Below are 18,831 nucleotides of genomic sequence, written 5' to 3'. Positions count from 1 at the left end.
TTAATAACGATGCTTTTCCTCAGGAAAACACCCGGTCTTTACGGCGTGCACATAACGCTCCACCGCGCCCTGCACACTGCCGCCCTGTTGCAAAAAGTTTTGCACAAACCTGGGCGCTTTGTAGTCTTGCGGCGCTTTGTCGGCGGGGCCAGTATAAATGCCCAACAAATCTTGTAATACCAGCACCTGGCCGCTACAGCCTGCCCCGGCGCCTATGCCTATGGTAGGCACCTGAATCGTTTGCGTAATCTGCGTCGCCAGAGCGGCGGGCACCATTTCAAACAGCACCATACTGACGCCGACGGCGGCCATCGCTTGCGCATCGGCCAGCATGGCGCGGGCGCTTTCTTCTGTCTTGCCCTGGATTTTATAGCCGCCCAGCTTTTCAACGGATTGCGGGGTAAAGCCAAGGTGCGCACAGACCGGCACACCGTTTTCAATCAGATAGCGCGCGGTTTCGACCATGTCTCCACCGCCTTCGATTTTGACAATATGCGCGCCTGCCGCGAGTAGGGTTTGTGCGTTGGTGAGCGCAGTTTCTCTATCATGCTCATAGCTGCAAGCAGGCATGTCACTCATGATGACCGTATGCGGCGCGCCTCTGGCGACCATACGGGTATGGTAAATCATGTCTTGCATGGTGACGGCGAGCGTATTGCTGCCACCCTGTATCACCATACCTAGTGAATCCCCGACCAGCAATACATCCACCCCCGCCAATGCCAGCAACTTGGCAAAGGTGGCGTCATAGCAGGTCAGCATGGCAATCTTCTCGCCCGATCTGGCCCTGGTGATCAGAGTATTCAGCATGTCGTTATGTCGTCTTAAAAGGCTGCCCGCAAAAAGCACATGCGTCGTAGCAGACCCGCATCAGAAATTAGGATTAAAGTACTCGCGACTGCTCTTGATCTGGCCTATGCGTTCGATCAGCAAATCAAAGGCTTCCGGGTCTTTAATGATATTGAGCTTTTCGTTGTTGACGATCAGCAAAGGTGAAGCATCATAAGCATGAAAGAATTCACTGTAAGCCTCAGCCAGACGCGCAATATACTCGCGCGGCATGTCTTGCTCATAGCTGATATTGCGCTCTTCAATACGATCCATCAAGGCATCGACCGGGGTTTGCAGATAGACCACCAGGTCAGGCTTGGGTGCCTTGAGCTGCAGATGTTGGTAAATCTGATGGTAAAGCGAATACTCTTCGTCATCGAGATTCAGGCGCGCAAACAGCGGGTCTTTTTCGAGAAAAAAGTCAGACACCGTAGGCTGGCCAAACATGTCACGCTGCGCCATGTCCTCAATCTGCCGTGAACGCTGAAACAGGAAAAATAGCTGCGTAGGCAAGGCGTAGCGTTGCGCATCCTGATAAAAGCGGGTCAAAAAAGGATTGGCTTCGGCTTTTTCGGAGAGTAACTCTACCGAAAACTTGTCTGCCAGCATGCGGGCCAGCGTGGTTTTGCCACTGCCAATAGGACCTTCAATGACAACATAAGGAAAGCGGGTAAACATGGAGATTGCTCGTCTAGCGGATTGAATTCGGATCCAGTTTGCGCACGTCGTCGTGCTTGTTTGTTGTCAACCATTCTACAACACTCTGCCCGGATGGCAGCACAAAGTCCGGCACAATTTCAGCCAGCGGCACCACCACAAAGCCGCGCATATGCATGCGTGGATGCGGCAGGGTGAGCAGCGGGGTATCCAACTGCATGCCGTCATAATCGAGCAGATCCAGGTCCAGAATACGTGGCGCATTGGGAAAAGGGCGCTCGCGGCCAAACTGCTGTTCTATCTCCAACAGCAATTGCATGAGGTGTGGCGCCTCGATCTCGGTCGCCATTTGCACCACGGCATTGATAAAGTCTGGCTGGTTATCATACCCCACAGGGGCGGTGGCATAGAGGCTAGAAGCTTGCAGCAGCGCCAAGCCTGGCGTATGCGCCAACACCTCAATGGCTTTGCTAACCTGCCGCTCCGGCTGCTGCAAATTGCCGCCCAGGGCAATCAAGGCAATCGCCATCAGGCCAGGTCTCCACCCGCCGGTTTTTTCTTGCGTGGCTTGCGTCTACGTTTTTTCGGTCCGCTTTCCGGTAGCAGCATAGCGGTACGCTCTTCTGTCCCGGCATCGGCAAAACGCGTCCACCAGTCACCGAGTTCTTGCGGCAGCTCGCCAGAGGCACAGCGCAATAGCAGAAAATCATAGCCGGCGCGATAACGCGGATGCGTGAGCAAGGCATATGGCCGCTTGCCCGAGCGCTGTTCAAAGCGCGGCTGCATGGCCCAGATCTCTTTCATGGTGGTCGTATAGCGATTATGAATCGCCATCTTCTCGGCTTGCTTGTCGATGACTTCGTTCATCGCCTCATGCAGCGCAGGAATCATATGTTCGCCACGCTTCTGGTTTTCTTGCCAGGCAAGCAAGACTTCATGCCACAACAAGGTTGCAAACAAAAAGCTGGGGTTGGATGACTTGCCGGACGAAATGCGCTCGTCGGTATTCTTAAGCGCCAGCATGACAAACTTCTCGCCCATGGGCTGCTCAAGTATCACATCCAGCAACGGCAACAAGCCGTGATGTAACTGCTGCGCACGCAAAGCATTGATGCTTTCAATGGCATGCCCGGACAAGAACAGCTTAAGCATTTCATCAAACAAGCGGCTAGGCGGCACGTCTTCAAGTAAATCGGCCAGCTTGCGAATCGGGGTCTCGGTATCTCGCTCCAACTTCAAGCCCAGTTTGGCTGACAAGCGCACGGCGCGCAACATACGCACCGGGTCCTCCTGATAACGCTTGATCGGGTCGCCGATGATACGCAAGGTTTTGGCACGAATATCGGCCACCCCATTATGAAAATCGAGCACTTCCTGCCGCTTGGGGTCGTAATATAAAGCATTGGCGGTGAAGTCGCGGCGCACCGCATCCTCTTCTATGCTGCCAAACACGTTATCGCGAATGATACGGCCACTGTCATTGGTTTCAGCATCGCCCTCACTCAGGTGATGCCCGCGAAAGGTAGACACCTCTATAGTCTCATGCCCCCATAACACATGCACCAGCCGGAAACGGCGGCCAATAATACGCGAACGGCGGAAAACCTTATGCACCTGCTCAGGGGTGGCATTGGTTGCCACATCAAAGTCTTTGGGCGGATGATCTAGCAGCAAATCGCGCACTGCGCCGCCGACGATATAAGCCTGAAACCCGGCCTTTTGCAGCTGGTCGCAAGTTTTGAGGGCCGCCTGACTAATATGCTTCTGGTTGATTTTGTGCTTGCCCGCCTGGATGATTTGCGCCGCTGGCAATTGAGTGTGTGTATTCGCGCTGGCACGCCGACGGAATACTTTCTGCAGTAATTGTTTAATCATTATTTTGCAATTCGAGCGTCAGCCTGCGCCGCGCTACAGTTTATGTTGGTTATTCCACAAGACATCCGGCACACCCGCATGCCGGTTTAAGGTACGACAGAGGACAAACAGCAAATCGGACAAACGGTTCAGGTATTGCAAGGCCACGGGCGTCACCGGTGCTTGCGCATGCAAGGCATGCAACACCCGCTCGGCACGCCGACACACCGTGCGTGCCAAATGACACACCGCGGCTGCCCGACTGCCGCCAGGTAATATAAACTCTTTTAACGGCGTCAATGCTTCGTTCCAGGTATCCAGCGTCATTTCCAAAAACGCGACACGGCCAGCCTGCATAAACGTATGCCCTGGCATACACAATTCACCGCCCAGATCGAACAAGTCATGCTGTATCGCCAGCAGACTGTCACGCACATCCTCAGGCAAGGTTTCAACCAGCAACATGCCTAACACCGCATTCAGCTCATCCACGTCACCCATGGCTTCCACGCGCAGATCAGACTTTGCGACGCGCGTGCCGTCGCCCAGCCCGGTCGTACCGCTATCGCCGGTACGCGTGTAAATCTTGCTCAGCCGGTTGGCCATCCCTGTCACCCGTATAAAATCCGATATAATCCAGCCATTATAAATCATACCGTGCCATTTCGATGTGCTCAGCGATTGCAGTCAACGCCCCAATCGGGGTCATGGATTCCGGGGTCGGCGGCCTCACCGTCCTCAAACACTTAACCCGCCAACTGCCACACGAGCATTTCTACTACTTTGCTGACAGCGCGCATGCGCCTTATGGCAACAAAACGACGACAGAAATTCAGCAGCGCTGCTTTACCATCGCCGACACCCTCATCGACCAAGGTGCAAAAGCACTGGTCGTCGCCTGTAACACCGCCACTGCCGCGGCCATCAGCGCCATGCGCGAGCGTTACACTCTACCCATTATCGGCATGGAACCCGCCGTCAAACCCGCGGCAGCGGCCAGCAAAAACGGCATCATCGGCGTGCTCGCCACCACTGGCACGCTTAAAAGCGCACAATTCGCCGCCCTGCTCGAGCATTACGGTCAAGGCGTGCAAGTCGTGACACAAGCCTGCGTGGGACTGGTAGAGTGCATAGAACAAGGTCAGCTAGATACCCCGCAAACCCTGGCACTTCTGCAACAGTACTGCCGACCGCTCATAGTTGCAGGCGCAGACACCATAGTGCTGGGCTGCACACACTACCCGTTTGTTAGAAAGCAGATTCAAGAGATTGTGGGGCCCGAAGTCACCTTGATTGATACCGGGGCAGCTGTTGCCAAGCGTCTACATCAGGTGCTGGAGCAAAAGCAGATACTTAATGCAGCTATGGAAGCTGGGGATTTTGTGTTTTTGACCAGTGGAACAGAAGAAACTCAGCAAGTAATGCAAGCCTTGTGGAGCAACTCGGTTTAGCTGATTACGAATAGGGACATCCTAAAAAAGTAATTTTTTATTTATCACTTAAAAGACTCTTCAACTCGTCGCATTCACAGACTACTCTTTCGCCTCTCGTCGAGTCACTTTCTGGTGCTGGTCCCCCAGAAAGTAACCAAAGAGGACGACACCCAGCCATCACTGCCTTGCGGCTCCCTTGCGTTGTTGGCTACGGCCGCTGCGCTTAACATCGCTACGCGAGTTAGCCTACGCCGTAACAGACTGCTTCACAGTCTTAGTTATCAACAAAGTAAGCAGTCACGAAACTCGTCCTAGCAGCCTGCACACCCTGCAAGCTGCCGCGGAGCTCAGACAGTCGCTCCCTTGTTTCTTACTTTGTCTCCGCTACTCAGCGTGATGGAATGGGATTTATCTCGCCAAAGTTGCATCGTTGAAGTTTGGACAGTTTTAATCTCCAATTCTTTTGTTGAAACAAATGACGGTTGCGCTCGCATGGTGTTCGGGGTCCCCATCTGCCGCGCCGAGTAGCGCAGACAAAATAAGATTAAGCGAGCGGCTGTTCGAATCCCGCGGTGGCCTGCGTTTTGTGCAGGCCGCTAGGATGAGTTCTGCGAGCGCTTATGCCTAAGTCCGGCAAAGCAACGGACGAAAGTCCTAAACCGAGCAACACAGGAAACAAGCGGAAGCTGGGGTGCACTTTCTTTTGGTTACTTTATCTTTGGGCAAGCAAAGAAAAGTAACTCGCCTACAGGCGAAATAGAAGTATGACTATCCAAAGAAATATCCATTTGTACTTCCAACATATGCAACGTTTGCTCTTTTATTACAGCCAAACCAACCCTTCGCCTCGCCTGGATTCCAGCCTCCGCGGAATGTCGCAGAAATACCAAATGACTTTCCTAAAACTTCTAAACTACGCAACAACCCCACCAACAAAAAACCCACGCGATGCGTGGGTTTTGACTTAATGGTGATGCACCTGTGTGCCGGGTTTCAATCGGTATTTCGTCCCGCAGTACGGGCAAGACACCTGCCCCGTTTTCGCCACATCCAGAAACACTCTTGGATGTGATGCCCACAAAGCAACTTCTTTGGTTGGGCAATGCAATGGCAAGTCTTTGCCGTCTACTTCAAACTCTTTGACATCAGACATTCAAACTCTCCAGCAAACAGGCAACAATTCATTAAACCAGGGTCAGCCAGTGAGCGTACTTGGCGTTTTTCCCTTTAACCACATCGAAATACATACTTTGCAGTTTCTCGGTGATCGGGCCACGGATGCCTTCGCCAATGGCGCGGTTATCCAGTTCACGAATAGGCGTCACTTCAGCAGCGGTGCCAGTGAAGAAGGCTTCGTCAGCGCTGTAGACTTCGTCACGCGTAATGCGTTTTTCAATCACTTCCAGGCCCAGCTCTTCTTTGGCCAGGTGAATGATGGTGTCACGGGTAATGCCTTCCAGCGCAGAGGTCAGGTCTGGCGTGTACAGCTTGCCGTTACGGATGATGAAAATGTTTTCACCGGAACCTTCAGCCACGAAACCGTCCACATCCAGCAACAGCGCTTCCTGGTAACCATCCTGCGCCGCTTCCTGGTGTGCCAGAATGCTGTTCATATAGTTGCCGTTGGCTTTGGCTTTACACATGGTGATGTTGACGTGGTGACGCGCAAAAGAAGACGTTTTTACGCGAATGCCTTTGGTAATCGCCTCTTCGCCCATGTAAGCACCCCAGCTCCAGGCGGCAACAATGACGTGGGTAGATAAGGTTTTAGCAGAAATGCCCATGGCCTCTGCACCATAAAACGCCATTGGGCGCAGATAGCCAGAGTCGAGATTATTCTCACGCACGGCAGCTCTTTGCGCTTCGGAGATGGTCGCTTTATCAAACGGCATTTTCATGCCGAGGATATGCGCACTGCGGAACAAACGGTCAGTATGCTCTTTCAGGCGGAAAATCGCGGTCCCCTTGTCAGTCTTGTAGGCACGCACCCCTTCAAACACGCCCATACCGTAGTGCAGGGTGTGGGTTAATACATGGGTGGTGGCGTCACGCCAGTTGACCATTTTGCCGTCGTACCAGATAACGCCGTCACGGTCTGCCATCGAACTCGGTATTGCCATTTAAACTCGCCTTTAATCCGTCAGTCATCAAAAACCAGTATTGTAAACTAATCTGCGCCCTTTTCGCCTATGCTAGAATCCATTTCAATGATGATTTACAAGGATTTTTTGCATGCCTGTGCGATTTAAGTGGCTTTATCTGGTGTTCTCGCTATTGAGCATGCTGCTGGTGGCTTGCCAGCAAGGGCCCTCTGCCCGCTTTATTGGCACCGACCTGACTGGTACCCAGTTTGGGCAGCCGCTGTCTCTCACCGATCACACGGGCAAATTGCGTCATATGAGCGACTTTAAAGGCAAGGTCGTGGTGATGTTTTTTGGTTACACGCATTGCCCGGATGTTTGCCCCACTACCATGACCGACCTGAAAAAGACGATGCAATTACTGGGTGAAAAATCCAACGATGTACAGGTGCTGTTTGTGACGGTGGACCCGGAGCGCGACACGCAAGCGGTATTGGCGCAGTTTGTCCCCGGCTTTGATGCGCGCTTTATTGGCTTGCGCGGCACCCCGGCTGAAGTGGCGGCCAATTTGAGCGAATATAAGGTGTATGCCGCCAAAGTCAGCGAGCCGGGCAAATCGGGATACACTATGGACCACAGCGCAGGCTTGTATGTGTTTGATAAGACTGGCGCACCGCGTATTTACGAGGGCTATGGCGAGAAGCCAGAGAATATTGCGCATGACCTCTCGTTGCTGTTATAGCCTCGCTGACTGGAATGATTCACCCCAAGCGCATCAAGAACGATTGTCATTTATGTTTCTATTTAAAATATCATTTAAAATCAAATAGTTACATAAAAATTTCAATTGCATCAATTTATTTTTACTGTATGATGGCTAGCATCTGAAACGTGCAAGGAGCCGTCATGAAGGGCGACAAAAAAATCATAGAGATACTGAACGACTTGCTGGCAGGCGAGTTGTCCGCCACCGATCAATACCTGATTCACGGTGAAATGTATGCCGATATGGGCCTGGGCAGCCTGGCAGAGCATAGCCTGCATGAATCGCTGCACGAACGCGAACATGCACGTGCCTTGATACAGCGCATTCTGTTCCTCGAAGGCAAACCCAATCTGGCCAAGCGTGAATCACTGAATATTGGCAAGGATGTGAAATCCATGCTGGAGTCTGACCTGGCGTTGGAATACACCGTGGTCAAACACCTGAAAAAGGCCATGGAAGCCTGTGAACAAGCGCAAGATTACGTCACCCGCGAAATGTTGCTGGTGCAACTCGAAGATACCGAAATGGACCACGCCTACTGGCTGGAAAAACAGCTAAATCTGATCAAACTGGTGGGTATCGAAAACTACTGCCAGAGCCAAATGGGCAGCAGCCCTTCTGCCGCATAAGGAGTATCACGCATGCAAGGCGATAAACAAATCATTACCACCTTGAACAAGGTGCTTAAAAACCAACTGACGTCGATCAACCAATATTTTTTGCATGCGCGCATGTTCAAAAAATGGGGGCTCGAGCGACTGAATGACTACCAGTACAAACAATCCATCCGCGTCATGAAAGAAGCGGACGAGGTGATTGAACGCATTCTTTTTCTGGATGGCCTGCCTAACCTGCAAAATCTGGGCAAGTTACTCATAGGCGAAGAGGTGGTGGAATGTCTGCAGGGCGACCTGAGCTTTGAAAAAGAAGTGCAGCGCCCGCAACTGGTAGAGGCGATTGCCGAAGCCGAGAAACTGCAAGATTACGTCACACGCGACTTGTTGACCGAGTTGCTTGAAGCGTGTGAAGAAGCCATAGACTGGCTGGAAACCCAGCAAAGCCTGATCGAAGACGTGACCCTGCCGAACTACCTGCAATCACAGATTGAGTCTGATTAGCTGGATACATGCCAGTGAATCATTGAATTAAGCCGCGAAAGCGGCTTTTTTTATGGCTGCAAGGAACCATATGCCGCTTGACAAAGTCACATTAAATGATAATAATTATCATTAGTGAACTTAATTAGAGGCAATATGTACGTTTGCGTGTGTAATGCAGTGACAGAGCGACAGATTCATCAAGCAGTGAAGAATGGCGCAAAAACCGTCAAGCATTTGAAAGATCAACTGGGCGTAGGGGCAGAATGCGGCAAATGTGCCAGCTGTGCCAAAGCCTGCCTGAAAGAGGCGCATGCAGAACAGCATCCGGGCCTGGTTAAAAAACTGATCCAGTTAACACCTGTACAATTAGGCGCCGCCTGATTACATACAGTTTCAAAAAAAGGGGCTATCAGCCCCTTTTTTATTGCCCGCTTTTGGCAAACATCACTCTTGCCAATCACGATCTTCTCCGCGCGCGCAAGTGAGCCAAAAGCAACTCTCAGCGCTTGTCTAATCTCTAAAAACACAGTTACTTTTAACCATCCTACTTGTTAGCTGGCATTTAACTCGTGCTCCAGAACATACCGAATCGTCCTGCCTAACATCGGGATAGTACGTTTCAGTGAAAGGTCAGGATTCCTGATTAACCGGATAGTAAAGCCTTCAAACAAAGAAGCTATCAAATTACAAGCGGTATCTAGCGCCTCTTCTGAGATGTTCATTTGCCGTTGCATCATTCCTTTACGAAAATAACTTTTGATACTTTCCATGGCCGTGGCTTCTGCGCGGCGGATGATATTGGCAATTTTGGGATTGCGTGCGGCCTCGGCAATCACCTCCAGCAATAAGGGCGCATCTGGATCATAGAAAGTATCCATCGCAGTCGTTTCAACGTCAGCAATCAGGGCATCAAAGATATCACCGTCGCCCCGGTTTTGCTCAACGCGGTTAGCAACATTGAGTATTTTGAGCAAATCTTTTTCCACGATCGCCTCAATAATGGCCTCTTTATTCTCAAAGTAATGATAGATGTGCCCAACACTCATGCCCGAGGCTTTGGATATCTGGGACATGCTGGTGCCATGAAAGCCCTGGTTTCTAAAGCACTCAGTCGCGGCCGTCAGCACCTGGTTGCGCCGGAGGTCCGCACGGCTGTTCTGTATGTTCGAGAGGGACATGACTTCTCCTGTCATCATTAAAAATAAAAGTTGCTTTTTTAGTATTCTATATTAGAATGATCATTCAATCTAGAATGAATACTCAATCTAATTTAAGGCAACCTGAAAAAAACCAATTTTCATGGCGGTACTTAAAAGGAGAATCCTATGAAACCAACATTACAGACCATGCGTTTGGCGACGGCATTTCCGGTATTGCTCGCTTTATGTGAATTACTTACCAGTTGCCATCAGGGCGCTGCCCCTGCACCGGCAGCCCCTCCGCCAGCAGAAGTGGAAGTCATCAACCTCCAGCCACAATCGGTTAACCTGAAAACCGAGTTACCTGGGCGCACTTCCCCCTTTCTGGTTTCGGAGATCCGGCCGCAGGTCAGTGGTATTTTGCAAAAACGCCTGTTCACCGAAGGGACAGATGTCAAGGCGGGCCAACAGCTGTACCAAATTGACCCTTCCACATACAAGGCTTCATTAGACAGTGCGCAGGCAAGCCTGAATAAAGCCCAGGCGAATCTTGTGGCTGCAAAAAGCAAGGCTGAGCGTTATCACGAGCTGGCGAGCATACAAGCCGTGAGCAAGCAGGATTTAGAGGATGCGCAATCAGCGCTGGATCAGGCGCAGGCAGAGGTAGATTTGGCGAAGGCCGCATTGCAAATAGCAAAAATCAACCTGGCATATACCAGCGTGCTGGCGCCGATTTCTGGACGGGTGGCGAAATCGAACATTACACCGGGCGCCCTGGTGATTGCGAACCAGGAAACCATGCTGACCAATATCCAGCAGCTTGATCCCATTTATGTCGATGTGACCCAGTCTAGCGCTGATCTGTTGCGGCTGCGCCATGACTGGGAGAGTGGCCGCCTCAAGAAGGCAGGAGAAAACCAGGCCGAAGTGAAACTCGTCCTTGAGGATGGCAGTACCTATGCACTGACTGGCAAGCTGGCATTTGCAGACATTACCGTGAGCCAGTCGACAGGCACCGTGTCGCTGCGGGCCATATTCCCCAACCCCAAAGGCGTACTCTTACCGGGCATGTATGTGCGCGCAGTCCTGGAACAAGGCGTTGCAGAAACCGCCATCCTGGTGCCACAACGTAGCGTGAGTCGCGACGCCAAAGGGGACCCTGTCGTGTATGTGCTGGACAAGGATAGCAAGGTGCAACTCAGGAATATTCAGGCGGACAAGACGCTGGATGGCCAATGGGTGGTACGCCAGGGCCTGAATGCAGGCGACAGGCTGGTAGTGAATGGGCTGCAAAAAATACGGCCTGGAATGCCGGTAAAAATTGTGTCGACCGACAAAAGCCGCACAACCAAGCCAATATAGGGAGTCATCATGTCTAAATTTTTTATTGACCGCCCTATTTTTGCCTGGGTGATTGCGATCGTGATCATGCTGGCAGGCATACTCGCGATCCGGTCATTACCGATTGCGCAATACCCGATGATTGCACCGCCTGCGATCTCCATCACGACCACTTACCCGGGCGCCTCGGCCAAAGCGGTGGAAGACAGCGTCACGCAGGTGATCGAGCAAAAAATGAAAGGGATAGACCACCTGACCTATATGTCGTCGACCAGCGACGCTTCAGGCAGCGTCACCATTACACTGACCTTTGACGCGGGAACCGACCCGGATATTGCACAGGTACAGGTCCAGAACAAGCTCGCGCTGGCTACCCCGCTGCTGCCGCAGGATGTGCAAAAACAAGGCGTGCAGGTCGCCAAAGCTTCCAATAACTTCCTCATGGTGGCTGCGTTTATCTCAGAAGACAACAGCATGTCGAGCATCGATCTGGGGGACTATGTCGGGTCGAATGTCCAGGACATTATCAGCCGGGTGAATGGCGTAGGCGATACGCAGGTTTTTGGGACCAAATATGCCATGCGCATATGGCTGGATCCGGCCAAGCTGCACAATTTTGGGCTGACGCCTGCCGAAATCAGCGCGGCGATCACAGCACAGAACGCCCAGGTGTCAGCAGGACAAATCGGTGGCATGCCTGCCAAAAAGGGGCAAGAATTAAATGCCACGGTGACGGCGCAAAGTCGTTTGCAAACACCCGAGCAGTTTGGGCAGATTTTATTAAAAAGCACCGCCAATGGGGCTGCGGTCAGATTGCAGGATGTCGCCCAGATCGAACTCGGTGGCGAAAGCTATGAGGTTGTCGCTCAATATAACGGCAAACCGGCAACAGGGCTGGCAATCAAGCTGGCAACCGGCGCCAATGCGCTGGAAACGGCTCAAGCCGTCAAGGCTAAACTGCTTGAGCTGGAACAGTTTTTCCCGGCGGGCATGAAGGCGGTGATGCCGTATGACACGACCCCCTTTGTCAAAGTCTCCATCGAGGAAGTCATCAAAACGCTGGTAGAAGCCATCATCTTGGTATTTCTGGTGATGTATCTTTTCCTGCAAAATATCCGTGCCACACTCATCCCGACCATTGCCGTGCCTGTGGTCCTGCTGGGGACATTTGCCGTGTTGTCCGCCACCGGATACTCGATCAATACGCTGACCATGTTTGCCATGGTACTGGCGATTGGCCTGCTGGTAGACGATGCCATTGTGGTGGTAGAGAACGTCGAACGGGTGATGCACGAAGAGGGACTGTCTGCCAAGGAAGCCACCAGTCGTTCCATGACGCAAATTAGTGGAGCCTTGATCGGCATCGCCCTTGTGCTCTCGGCGGTATTCGTCCCCATGGCATTTTTCGGCGGCTCTACCGGCGTCATTTACCGGCAATTCTCGATCACAATCGTATCGGCCATGGTGCTCTCAGTGCTGGTAGCCCTGATTCTGACGCCTGCCCTATGCGCCACCTTACTGAAACCACACACCAAGACACACAACCCGTTGACGGGTGCTTTTAAGGTATTTAATCGAGGGGTGGAACGTACCACCCAGGGCAGTCAATCCGTGGTTGCCCGTATGTTGCATCGTCTTGGCCGCTACGGACTGATTTATGCACTGATTGTTGTCGTGATGGCGCTATTATTTGTCCGTTTGCCACAGGCTTTCTTGCCTGATGAAGACCAGGGTATCCTGTTTACGCAAGTGATCTTGCCTGCCGGGGCAACAACAGAGCGCACCCGGGCAGTCCTAAACAAGGTAGAGCATCATTTCCTGGCCGAACAAAAAGAGGCCGTTGCATCCGTGTTCACGGTGTCTGGCTTCAGCTTTGCGGGGAGTGGCCAGAACAATGGGCTCGCCTTTGTCAGCTTGAAAGACTGGTCAGAACGTAAACGACCTGACCTGAAAATATCAGCGGTGATCGGAAAAGCCATGGGTAAATTCTCAACCATTAACGAAGCCATGGTCTTTGCATTCGGCCCGCCAGCCGTGGTCGAGTTAGGGAATGCCTCGGGCTTTGACCTCCAGTTGCAAGACCGGGCAGGCCTTGGGCATGAGGCCCTCATGCAGGCACGCAACCAGCTGCTGGGGATGGCCTCGGCGAATCGGTCATTGGTCGGGGTGCGGCCAAACGGGCAGGAAGACTCACCAGAATACAAGCTGGATATTGATCAAGCCAAAGCCAGTGCCCTGGGCATTTCCCTCGCGGATATCAACTCAGTGCTTTCCACCGCCTGGGGGAGCACTTACGTCAATGACTTTATGGACCGCGGCCGGGTCAAGCGCGTGTACCTGCAAGGGGCCACTTCAGCACGGATGGAACCCAAGGATTTTGATCAGTGGTATGTGAAAAATGCCAGCGGTGAAATGGTGCCATTTTCTTCATTCGCCAGCGCACACTGGGCTTATGGGTCACCCAAGCTGGAACGCTATAACGGTCAATCCTCGGTAGAAATTCTGGGCGCCCCGGCACCCGGGCATAGTACCGGCGAGGCGATGGCCATCATGGAGTCATTGGCGGCAACCCTGCCTCCCGGCATCAGCTACGAGTGGACAGGATTGTCATACCAGGAGCGCATGACGGGTTCACAAGCCCCCGCGCTGTATGCTTTATCCCTGCTGATTGTGTTTTTATGCCTCGCCGCATTGTATGAGAGTTGGTCCATTCCATTTGCAGTCATGCTGGTGGTGCCGCTGGGGGTCGTCGGCGCCTTGATTGCAGCGTCCATGCGCGGACTCTCAAACGATGTGTATTTCCAGGTTGGCTTGCTGTTGACCATAGGCCTGTCTGCCAAGAATGCCATCCTGATTGTAGAGTTTGCGAAGGAAAAAATGGAGCAAGGCAAAGAGATGACAGAGGCCACATTAGAGGCGTTAAGGTTGCGCTTCCGGCCAATTATCATGACATCGCTGGCCTTCATCCTTGGCGTGCTGCCGCTTGCCATTTCGACTGGCGCAGGCTCTGGCGCCCAAAATGCGCTGGGCACAGGCGTGATTGGCGGCATGCTCACAGCCACCGTACTCGCCATCCTGTTTGTACCGCTGTTTTTCGTGGCGGTACGCAGGGTATTCAAAGGCTAAGGTCGCTCATTAAAAGGAATAACCAACATGAATAAATCACGCTATCCCATTGTGATTGCCAGCTTGATGCTGGCAGGCTGCATCAACATGCAACCCAACTATGAAAGGCCTACCGCACCGATTCCTGCACAATGGCAGCCATCGTCAGGCCAAGCAAAACTGACGGGAGACACACTCTCGGCTGAATTGGGCTGGGAGCAGTTTTTTACCGACAACGAATTGAAAAAGTTAATCCGGCAGGCGCTGGAAAACAACCGTGACTTAAGGGTCGCCTCGCTCAATATCGAAAAGGCACGTGCCCAATATCAGATCCAGCGGGCGGCCCTGTTTCCCAAGGTAAATGGCACGGTCAGCGGGACCAATCAACGGATGATGCTGAACTTGCCGACCGGACCCATGACATTTAACAGCCACCAGTACTCGGCAAACCTGGGATTCTCTTCCTATGAGATGGACTTTTTCGGGCGCATCAGCAGCCTGCGCGATCAGGCCGTGTATCAATACCTGTCAACAGAAGAGGCCAAGAGAAGCGCCCAGATCAGCCTGGTGTCTGAGGTGGCGAACGCCTACCTGACATTGGCCGCAGATAGTGAAAGCCTGGCGCTGGCACGGGAAACCTTGCGCACCCAACAGGCGACTTTCGACTTGAGTAAACGGCAACTGGCCTTGGGCAGTATCAATGAGCTGACGCTGCGGCAAGTGGAAACCAGCGTGGAGACTGCCCGAGTCAATGTCGCCAAATATATGACCCAGGTAGACCAGGATAGAAACGCGCTGGCACTACTGGTGGGTGAGCCTCCGAATATCAATCTTGAACAGGTGAACAACTTGCAGGCCGTCTCGCAAACCGCCAGCCTGCCTGATGGCCTTCCCTCTACGGTCTTGCAGAACAGGCCGGACGTGCTGGAAGCAGAGCGCACGCTGCAGGCCAATAACGCCAATATTGGTGCGGCCAGAGCAGCCTTCTTTCCGACCATTTCATTGACGGCATCCGCCGGTTTGGCCAGCCCGGAGTTGGGGAGCCTGTTTAGCGGCAATAACCATGTCTGGAGTTTTGCACCGCAAATCGTGCTGCCCATCTTCAATGGTGGGTTAAACAAGGCCAACCTGAAGGTTGCCGAAGTCAGCCGGGAGATTAGCGTGGCGCAATATGAAAAAGCGATTCAAACCGCGTTCAAAGAGGTCTCTGACGCGCTGGCATTACGTGCCACGCTGGAAGAACAATTGTCGGCGCAAACGGCGCAGGTGAATGCCACGCAAAGAAGCTTTGTACTATCTCGCGCCAGATTCGAGAAAGGCCTGGATAGTTACCTGACAGTACTGGATGCACAACGTAGCTACTACGCTGCGCAACAGACGCTTATCAGCGTCAGGCTGTCGGAAGTCTCCAATCAGGTGACCTTATATAAAGTCCTGGGGGGCGGCGCATTCTGACATTCGGAGCACAAAGGAAACGCTGGCGATCAACCCCTGACCCGCCAGCGGCCTGATCACTCGCCTCACGGACCCTTTTAGTCACTCAGGCACACAATCATCCAACATTGCCCCTAGCCAGAGAGGCTGGGGCAGCATACCATGTCAGCAAACAGGTAATCATCGTATGCAATCCCCAGATGACAGACACATCGCACGCCACTCTTACCCCGTATACACTGGGGCTGTTACTTCTCCCGCCCCTGCTTTGGGCAGGTAACTTTATCGCAGGCCGCGCCGTCAGCCATGAGGTGCCGCCCGTTGCTTTATCCCTGATCCGCTGGGGCCTGGCGTTTTTATGCTTGCTCCCTTTTGCGATCAAACCGTTTTTGCGTGACCGCGTCCACTACCTAAATTACCGCTGGCATGTGCTAGGGACCGCAATGACGGGCGTACTTGCATTTAATCTGCTGGTGTACTGGGGCTTGCATGGCACCAGCGCAACCAACGGCATTATCCTGAATTCGTTTATTCCCTTTCTAGTCGCAATCTTTGGCGGGTTGTTTTATCAGCAACGCTTATCGACCCGTCAATTGCTCGGGCTGCTGATTTCATTGATCGGCGTCCTGACGGTCGTCTCGCATGGCGATATACAAGTGCTGCGATCGCTGGCATTTGCTCCTGGCGATATGATTATTTTTGTCGCCATGATCTGCTGGGCGTTGTTTACCTTGTGGCTGAAACAGATTCCAGCGTTTATTGACCGCACCGGACTCATGTTATGCCAGGTTCTGATTGCGCTGATTTTATTGTTACCGCTCTATATTTGGGAGAAGCAGACCGCCGTGACAACGATAGACCATGTACAAACAGTCTGGTCACTGCTTTATATTGGGATTTTTCCTTCGGTGATTGCTTTCCTGGCTTATGCCAAGGCTGTCACATTGGTCGGCTCGGTGCGCGCCAGCGTGTTTATTCATGCCATGCCGATTTTTGGCTCCTTACTCTCCAGCGCATTATTGAGCGAACCCTTTCATGGCTACCAACTGGCAGGCATGCTGACAATTTTTTGTGGTATTGGGCTGGCGAACACCGGCAAGGTGCATTAAAAATCAAGCCATGCGATGCAAGATAGGAGATAGGGCCTTTAACGCTTTCTCGGCATGTTCGTATTGCGGAAACAAACTGGCCTGCACCGCATAAAACCTGGCTGAATGATTCATTTCTTTCAGATGCGCCATTTCATGGCAAACCACATATTGAATGATATGTGGCGGCGCCTGGATCAAGCGCCAGTTCAGGCGAATCTGCTTGCGACTATTGCAACTACCCCAGCGTGACTTGGCATTGGAAAGTCCGACACCGCTCACCTGCTCGCCCATCTGGGCGGCAATTAAGGCCACGCGGCGTTTAAAATCAGGCAAAGCCTGCTGCGCATACCATTGCAGCACTTTGCGCGCGACCCAATCGGGATTGTTGATATAAGGTGAACGGACCAGCAGCTTGTCCCCCTCTAGCGTGACTGCCTTACTGGTGGGATGCGCAATCAGGGTCAGCACAATATCCTGGCCCATAAACAACAGTGGCTCACCATCCAGCCATTGCATGGGGGCCACCTGATTAGCCTCACGCAGGGCCAGCTTTTGCTGTATCCAGCTAGATTTTTCCTGCAAAACTTGCTGCAATTGCGAGGCAGAAATGCGCTTGGGCGCATGGACCACCAAGCCCTCGGCCGTGATTTTAAGGCCTATGGTTCTACGTGCCCGCAGATCCAGCTGGTAAGCAATCGTTTGCCCATTTGGCAGTTGCAACTGCTGCGTGATCACAACTGCTGCATCTCCGTTTCAATCCATGTTTCGACTTGCTGATTCAGTGCATCCGGCTTGAGGCCGTTGGTGGCGATGACTGGGCCGATCACCACCTGAATCACGCCTGGATATTTAAGGATGGAGTTTTTACGCCAGTAGCGGCCTGCATTGTGCGCCACCGGCAACACTGCGGTTTGCGTATGACTCGCCAACCAGGCGCCACCAATATGATACTTGGCGCGGGCACCGGGGGCGGTGCGTGTGCCTTCCGGAAAAATCACCACCCACAAGCCACGCTTGAGCCGGTCTTTGCCGTGATTCACTAATTTCTTCAGCGCTTCGCGGCCACTGCTGCGGTCAATCGGAATCGAGCCCACCGCCCACAAACCCCAGCCAAAAAACGGGATCATCAGCAACTCTCTTTTGAGCACCCACACTTGCGGCGGCAAAATGGTTTGCAGGGCAATGGTCTCCCAGGCAGATTGATGTTTTGCCAGAATAATACTGGGCGTGGCCGGGATATGCTCGCGGCCACTGACTTCATAACGCAGATTGCAGGTGACCTTCAGCCACCACATCACCGCATGCGCCCAACCACTGACCCAGCGTGACCGCGTCACCGCGGGCAGCGGAATCAGCAGGATTGCCAACAATGAAAATGGAATGGTCAGCACAAACAGGCCAAGATAAAACAGCCAGGCCCGCACATACAGCAGCACGGTTTGCATTACTTATCCCCAGCAATGATGTGCTGTACCGCAGCGGCCAAATCAGCCACCACAATCGTGTTCGCAGGCACCTCGGACAAGTTATAGGTTTCCTCGCCCTTGCCGGTGCGCACCAGGTAAGGCTGGCAACCGGCTTTGGCGAAGGCCTGCAAATCTCGCAAGGCATCGCCCACGCCTGGCACTTTGGTCAGCTCAACATTAAAACGGCGGCTGATTTCTTCCAGCATGCCGGTCTTGGGCTTGCGGCAGTCACAATGTGCATCGGCCGCATGTGGGCAATAAAAGACGGCGTCAATACGGCCACCAACTTGCGCCAAGGCTTTGTGCATTTTGTCGTGAATGGCATTGAGCGTGGCCATATCAAAATAGCCGCGCGCGATGCCCGACTGATTCGTCGCCACCGCCACCCGGTAGCCATGCTGGTTGAGCAGCGCAATCGCCTCCAGGCTCCCCGGAATCGGAATCCATTCGTTAGGATTTTTGATAAAGGTCGCGCTGTCGCGGTTAATCACGCCGTCACGATCAAGAATGACGAGTTTCATGGCTACACTCCT

General features: G+C 52.8%; 20 protein-coding genes. 9 read left to right on the top strand and 11 right to left on the bottom strand.

The genetic code is table 11. The annotated features are described in order from the left end of the window. The 5 genes from panB to INP77_RS12165 are packed head-to-tail and all read right to left on the bottom strand — an operon-like array spanning window position 1 to window position 3,948. Window positions 1–810, bottom strand: a complete 810-nt coding sequence (panB, locus tag INP77_RS12185; protein WP_194749324.1) for a 3-methyl-2-oxobutanoate hydroxymethyltransferase — start codon at window positions 808–810, stop codon at window positions 1–3. A gap of 60 nt (window positions 811–870) precedes the next feature. Further along, complete coding sequence (locus INP77_RS12180) at window positions 871–1,515, bottom strand: deoxynucleoside kinase (RefSeq protein WP_194749415.1); 645 nt, start codon at window positions 1,513–1,515, stop codon at window positions 871–873. A gap of 7 nt (window positions 1,516–1,522) precedes the next feature. After that, window positions 1,523–2,017 carry a 2-amino-4-hydroxy-6-hydroxymethyldihydropteridine diphosphokinase gene (gene folK, locus INP77_RS12175; RefSeq protein WP_194749323.1) on the bottom strand — a complete coding sequence of 165 codons (495 nt, stop codon included), beginning with the start codon at window positions 2,015–2,017 and terminating at the stop codon, window positions 1,523–1,525. Continuing rightward, on the bottom strand, window positions 2,017–3,363 hold the full coding sequence (pcnB, locus tag INP77_RS12170; RefSeq protein WP_194749322.1) for a polynucleotide adenylyltransferase PcnB: 1,347 nt from the start codon (window positions 3,361–3,363) through the stop codon (window positions 2,017–2,019). Before pcnB ends, folK begins: the two co-directional genes overlap by 1 nt. A gap of 33 nt (window positions 3,364–3,396) precedes the next feature. Continuing rightward, window positions 3,397–3,948, bottom strand: coding sequence for a cob(I)yrinic acid a,c-diamide adenosyltransferase (locus INP77_RS12165; protein WP_194749321.1), 552 nt, complete (start codon window positions 3,946–3,948; stop codon window positions 3,397–3,399). A gap of 62 nt (window positions 3,949–4,010) precedes the next feature. On the opposite strand from INP77_RS12165, the gene murI reads away from it, so the two are divergent. Then, window positions 4,011–4,793, top strand: coding sequence for a glutamate racemase (gene murI / locus INP77_RS12160; RefSeq protein WP_194749320.1), 783 nt, complete (start codon window positions 4,011–4,013; stop codon window positions 4,791–4,793). Window positions 4,794–5,739: 946 nt separating this feature from the next. Here murI and INP77_RS12155 read toward each other — a convergent pair. Then, window positions 5,740–5,928: a zinc-finger domain-containing protein gene (locus INP77_RS12155; protein WP_194749319.1), complete on the bottom strand. Its 189-nt coding sequence runs from the start codon at window positions 5,926–5,928 to the stop codon at window positions 5,740–5,742. Between the two features lie 31 nt (window positions 5,929–5,959). After that, on the bottom strand, window positions 5,960–6,895 hold the full coding sequence (locus tag INP77_RS12150; RefSeq protein ID WP_194749318.1) for a branched-chain amino acid transaminase: 936 nt from the start codon (window positions 6,893–6,895) through the stop codon (window positions 5,960–5,962). A 112-nt stretch (window positions 6,896–7,007) separates the two neighbouring features. On the opposite strand from INP77_RS12150, the gene INP77_RS12145 reads away from it, so the two are divergent. From INP77_RS12145 to INP77_RS12130, 4 genes are all read left to right on the top strand, one after another. Next, a complete protein-coding gene (locus INP77_RS12145; protein ID WP_194749317.1) occupies window positions 7,008–7,598 on the top strand; it encodes an SCO family protein in 591 nt (196 codons plus the stop codon). A gap of 164 nt (window positions 7,599–7,762) precedes the next feature. After that, window positions 7,763–8,251 (top strand): bacterioferritin, encoded by a 489-nt coding sequence (gene bfr / locus INP77_RS12140; RefSeq protein WP_194749316.1) that lies wholly within the window; start codon window positions 7,763–7,765, stop codon window positions 8,249–8,251. A 12-nt stretch (window positions 8,252–8,263) separates the two neighbouring features. Further along, complete coding sequence (gene bfr, locus INP77_RS12135; RefSeq protein ID WP_194749315.1) at window positions 8,264–8,740, top strand: bacterioferritin; 477 nt, start codon at window positions 8,264–8,266, stop codon at window positions 8,738–8,740. A gap of 135 nt (window positions 8,741–8,875) precedes the next feature. Continuing rightward, window positions 8,876–9,103 (top strand): bacterioferritin-associated ferredoxin, encoded by a 228-nt coding sequence (locus tag INP77_RS12130; RefSeq protein WP_194749314.1) that lies wholly within the window; start codon window positions 8,876–8,878, stop codon window positions 9,101–9,103. A 170-nt stretch (window positions 9,104–9,273) separates the two neighbouring features. Here INP77_RS12130 and INP77_RS12125 read toward each other — a convergent pair whose 3' ends face one another. Beyond that, complete coding sequence (locus tag INP77_RS12125) at window positions 9,274–9,900, bottom strand: TetR/AcrR family transcriptional regulator (RefSeq protein ID WP_194749313.1); 627 nt, start codon at window positions 9,898–9,900, stop codon at window positions 9,274–9,276. A gap of 147 nt (window positions 9,901–10,047) precedes the next feature. Between INP77_RS12125 and INP77_RS12120 the strand changes: the two genes are divergently transcribed. From INP77_RS12120 to INP77_RS12105, 4 genes are all read left to right on the top strand, one after another. Continuing rightward, window positions 10,048–11,223, top strand: coding sequence for an efflux RND transporter periplasmic adaptor subunit (locus INP77_RS12120; RefSeq protein WP_228518909.1), 1,176 nt, complete (start codon window positions 10,048–10,050; stop codon window positions 11,221–11,223). Between the two features lie 9 nt (window positions 11,224–11,232). Then, on the top strand, window positions 11,233–14,328 hold the full coding sequence (locus INP77_RS12115) for an efflux RND transporter permease subunit (protein WP_194749312.1): 3,096 nt from the start codon (window positions 11,233–11,235) through the stop codon (window positions 14,326–14,328). Between the two features lie 27 nt (window positions 14,329–14,355). Further along, window positions 14,356–15,762 (top strand): efflux transporter outer membrane subunit, encoded by a 1,407-nt coding sequence (locus INP77_RS12110; protein WP_194749311.1) that lies wholly within the window; start codon window positions 14,356–14,358, stop codon window positions 15,760–15,762. Between the two features lie 179 nt (window positions 15,763–15,941). Beyond that, the gene (locus INP77_RS12105; RefSeq protein WP_194749310.1) at window positions 15,942–16,850 is read left to right on the top strand and encodes a DMT family transporter; all 909 of its coding nucleotides are present in this window, start codon (window positions 15,942–15,944) and stop codon (window positions 16,848–16,850) included. A gap of 3 nt (window positions 16,851–16,853) precedes the next feature. Here the strand turns inward: INP77_RS12105 and INP77_RS12100 are convergent, their stop codons facing one another. From INP77_RS12100 to gmhB, 3 genes are read right to left on the bottom strand one after another with little or no spacing between them, the layout of a single operon-like run. Beyond that, complete coding sequence (locus INP77_RS12100) at window positions 16,854–17,567, bottom strand: SprT family zinc-dependent metalloprotease (RefSeq protein WP_194749309.1); 714 nt, start codon at window positions 17,565–17,567, stop codon at window positions 16,854–16,856. Continuing rightward, entirely contained in the window at window positions 17,564–18,277 is a 714-nt protein-coding gene (locus INP77_RS12095) for a 1-acyl-sn-glycerol-3-phosphate acyltransferase (RefSeq protein ID WP_194749308.1), read from the bottom strand. The genes INP77_RS12100 and INP77_RS12095 overlap by 4 nt, the downstream gene beginning before the upstream one ends. Beyond that, window positions 18,277–18,819, bottom strand: a complete 543-nt coding sequence (gene gmhB / locus INP77_RS12090; protein WP_194749307.1) for a D-glycero-beta-D-manno-heptose 1,7-bisphosphate 7-phosphatase — start codon at window positions 18,817–18,819, stop codon at window positions 18,277–18,279. The genes INP77_RS12095 and gmhB overlap by 1 nt, the downstream gene beginning before the upstream one ends. Window positions 18,820–18,831 lie beyond the last annotated feature (12 nt).

Source organism: Methylophilus sp. 13, from assembly GCF_015354335.1.
GTDB classification, from domain to species: Bacteria; Pseudomonadota; Gammaproteobacteria; order Burkholderiales; family Methylophilaceae; genus Methylophilus; species Methylophilus glucosoxydans.
This window is presented reverse-complemented; position numbering and strand designations above follow the sequence as displayed.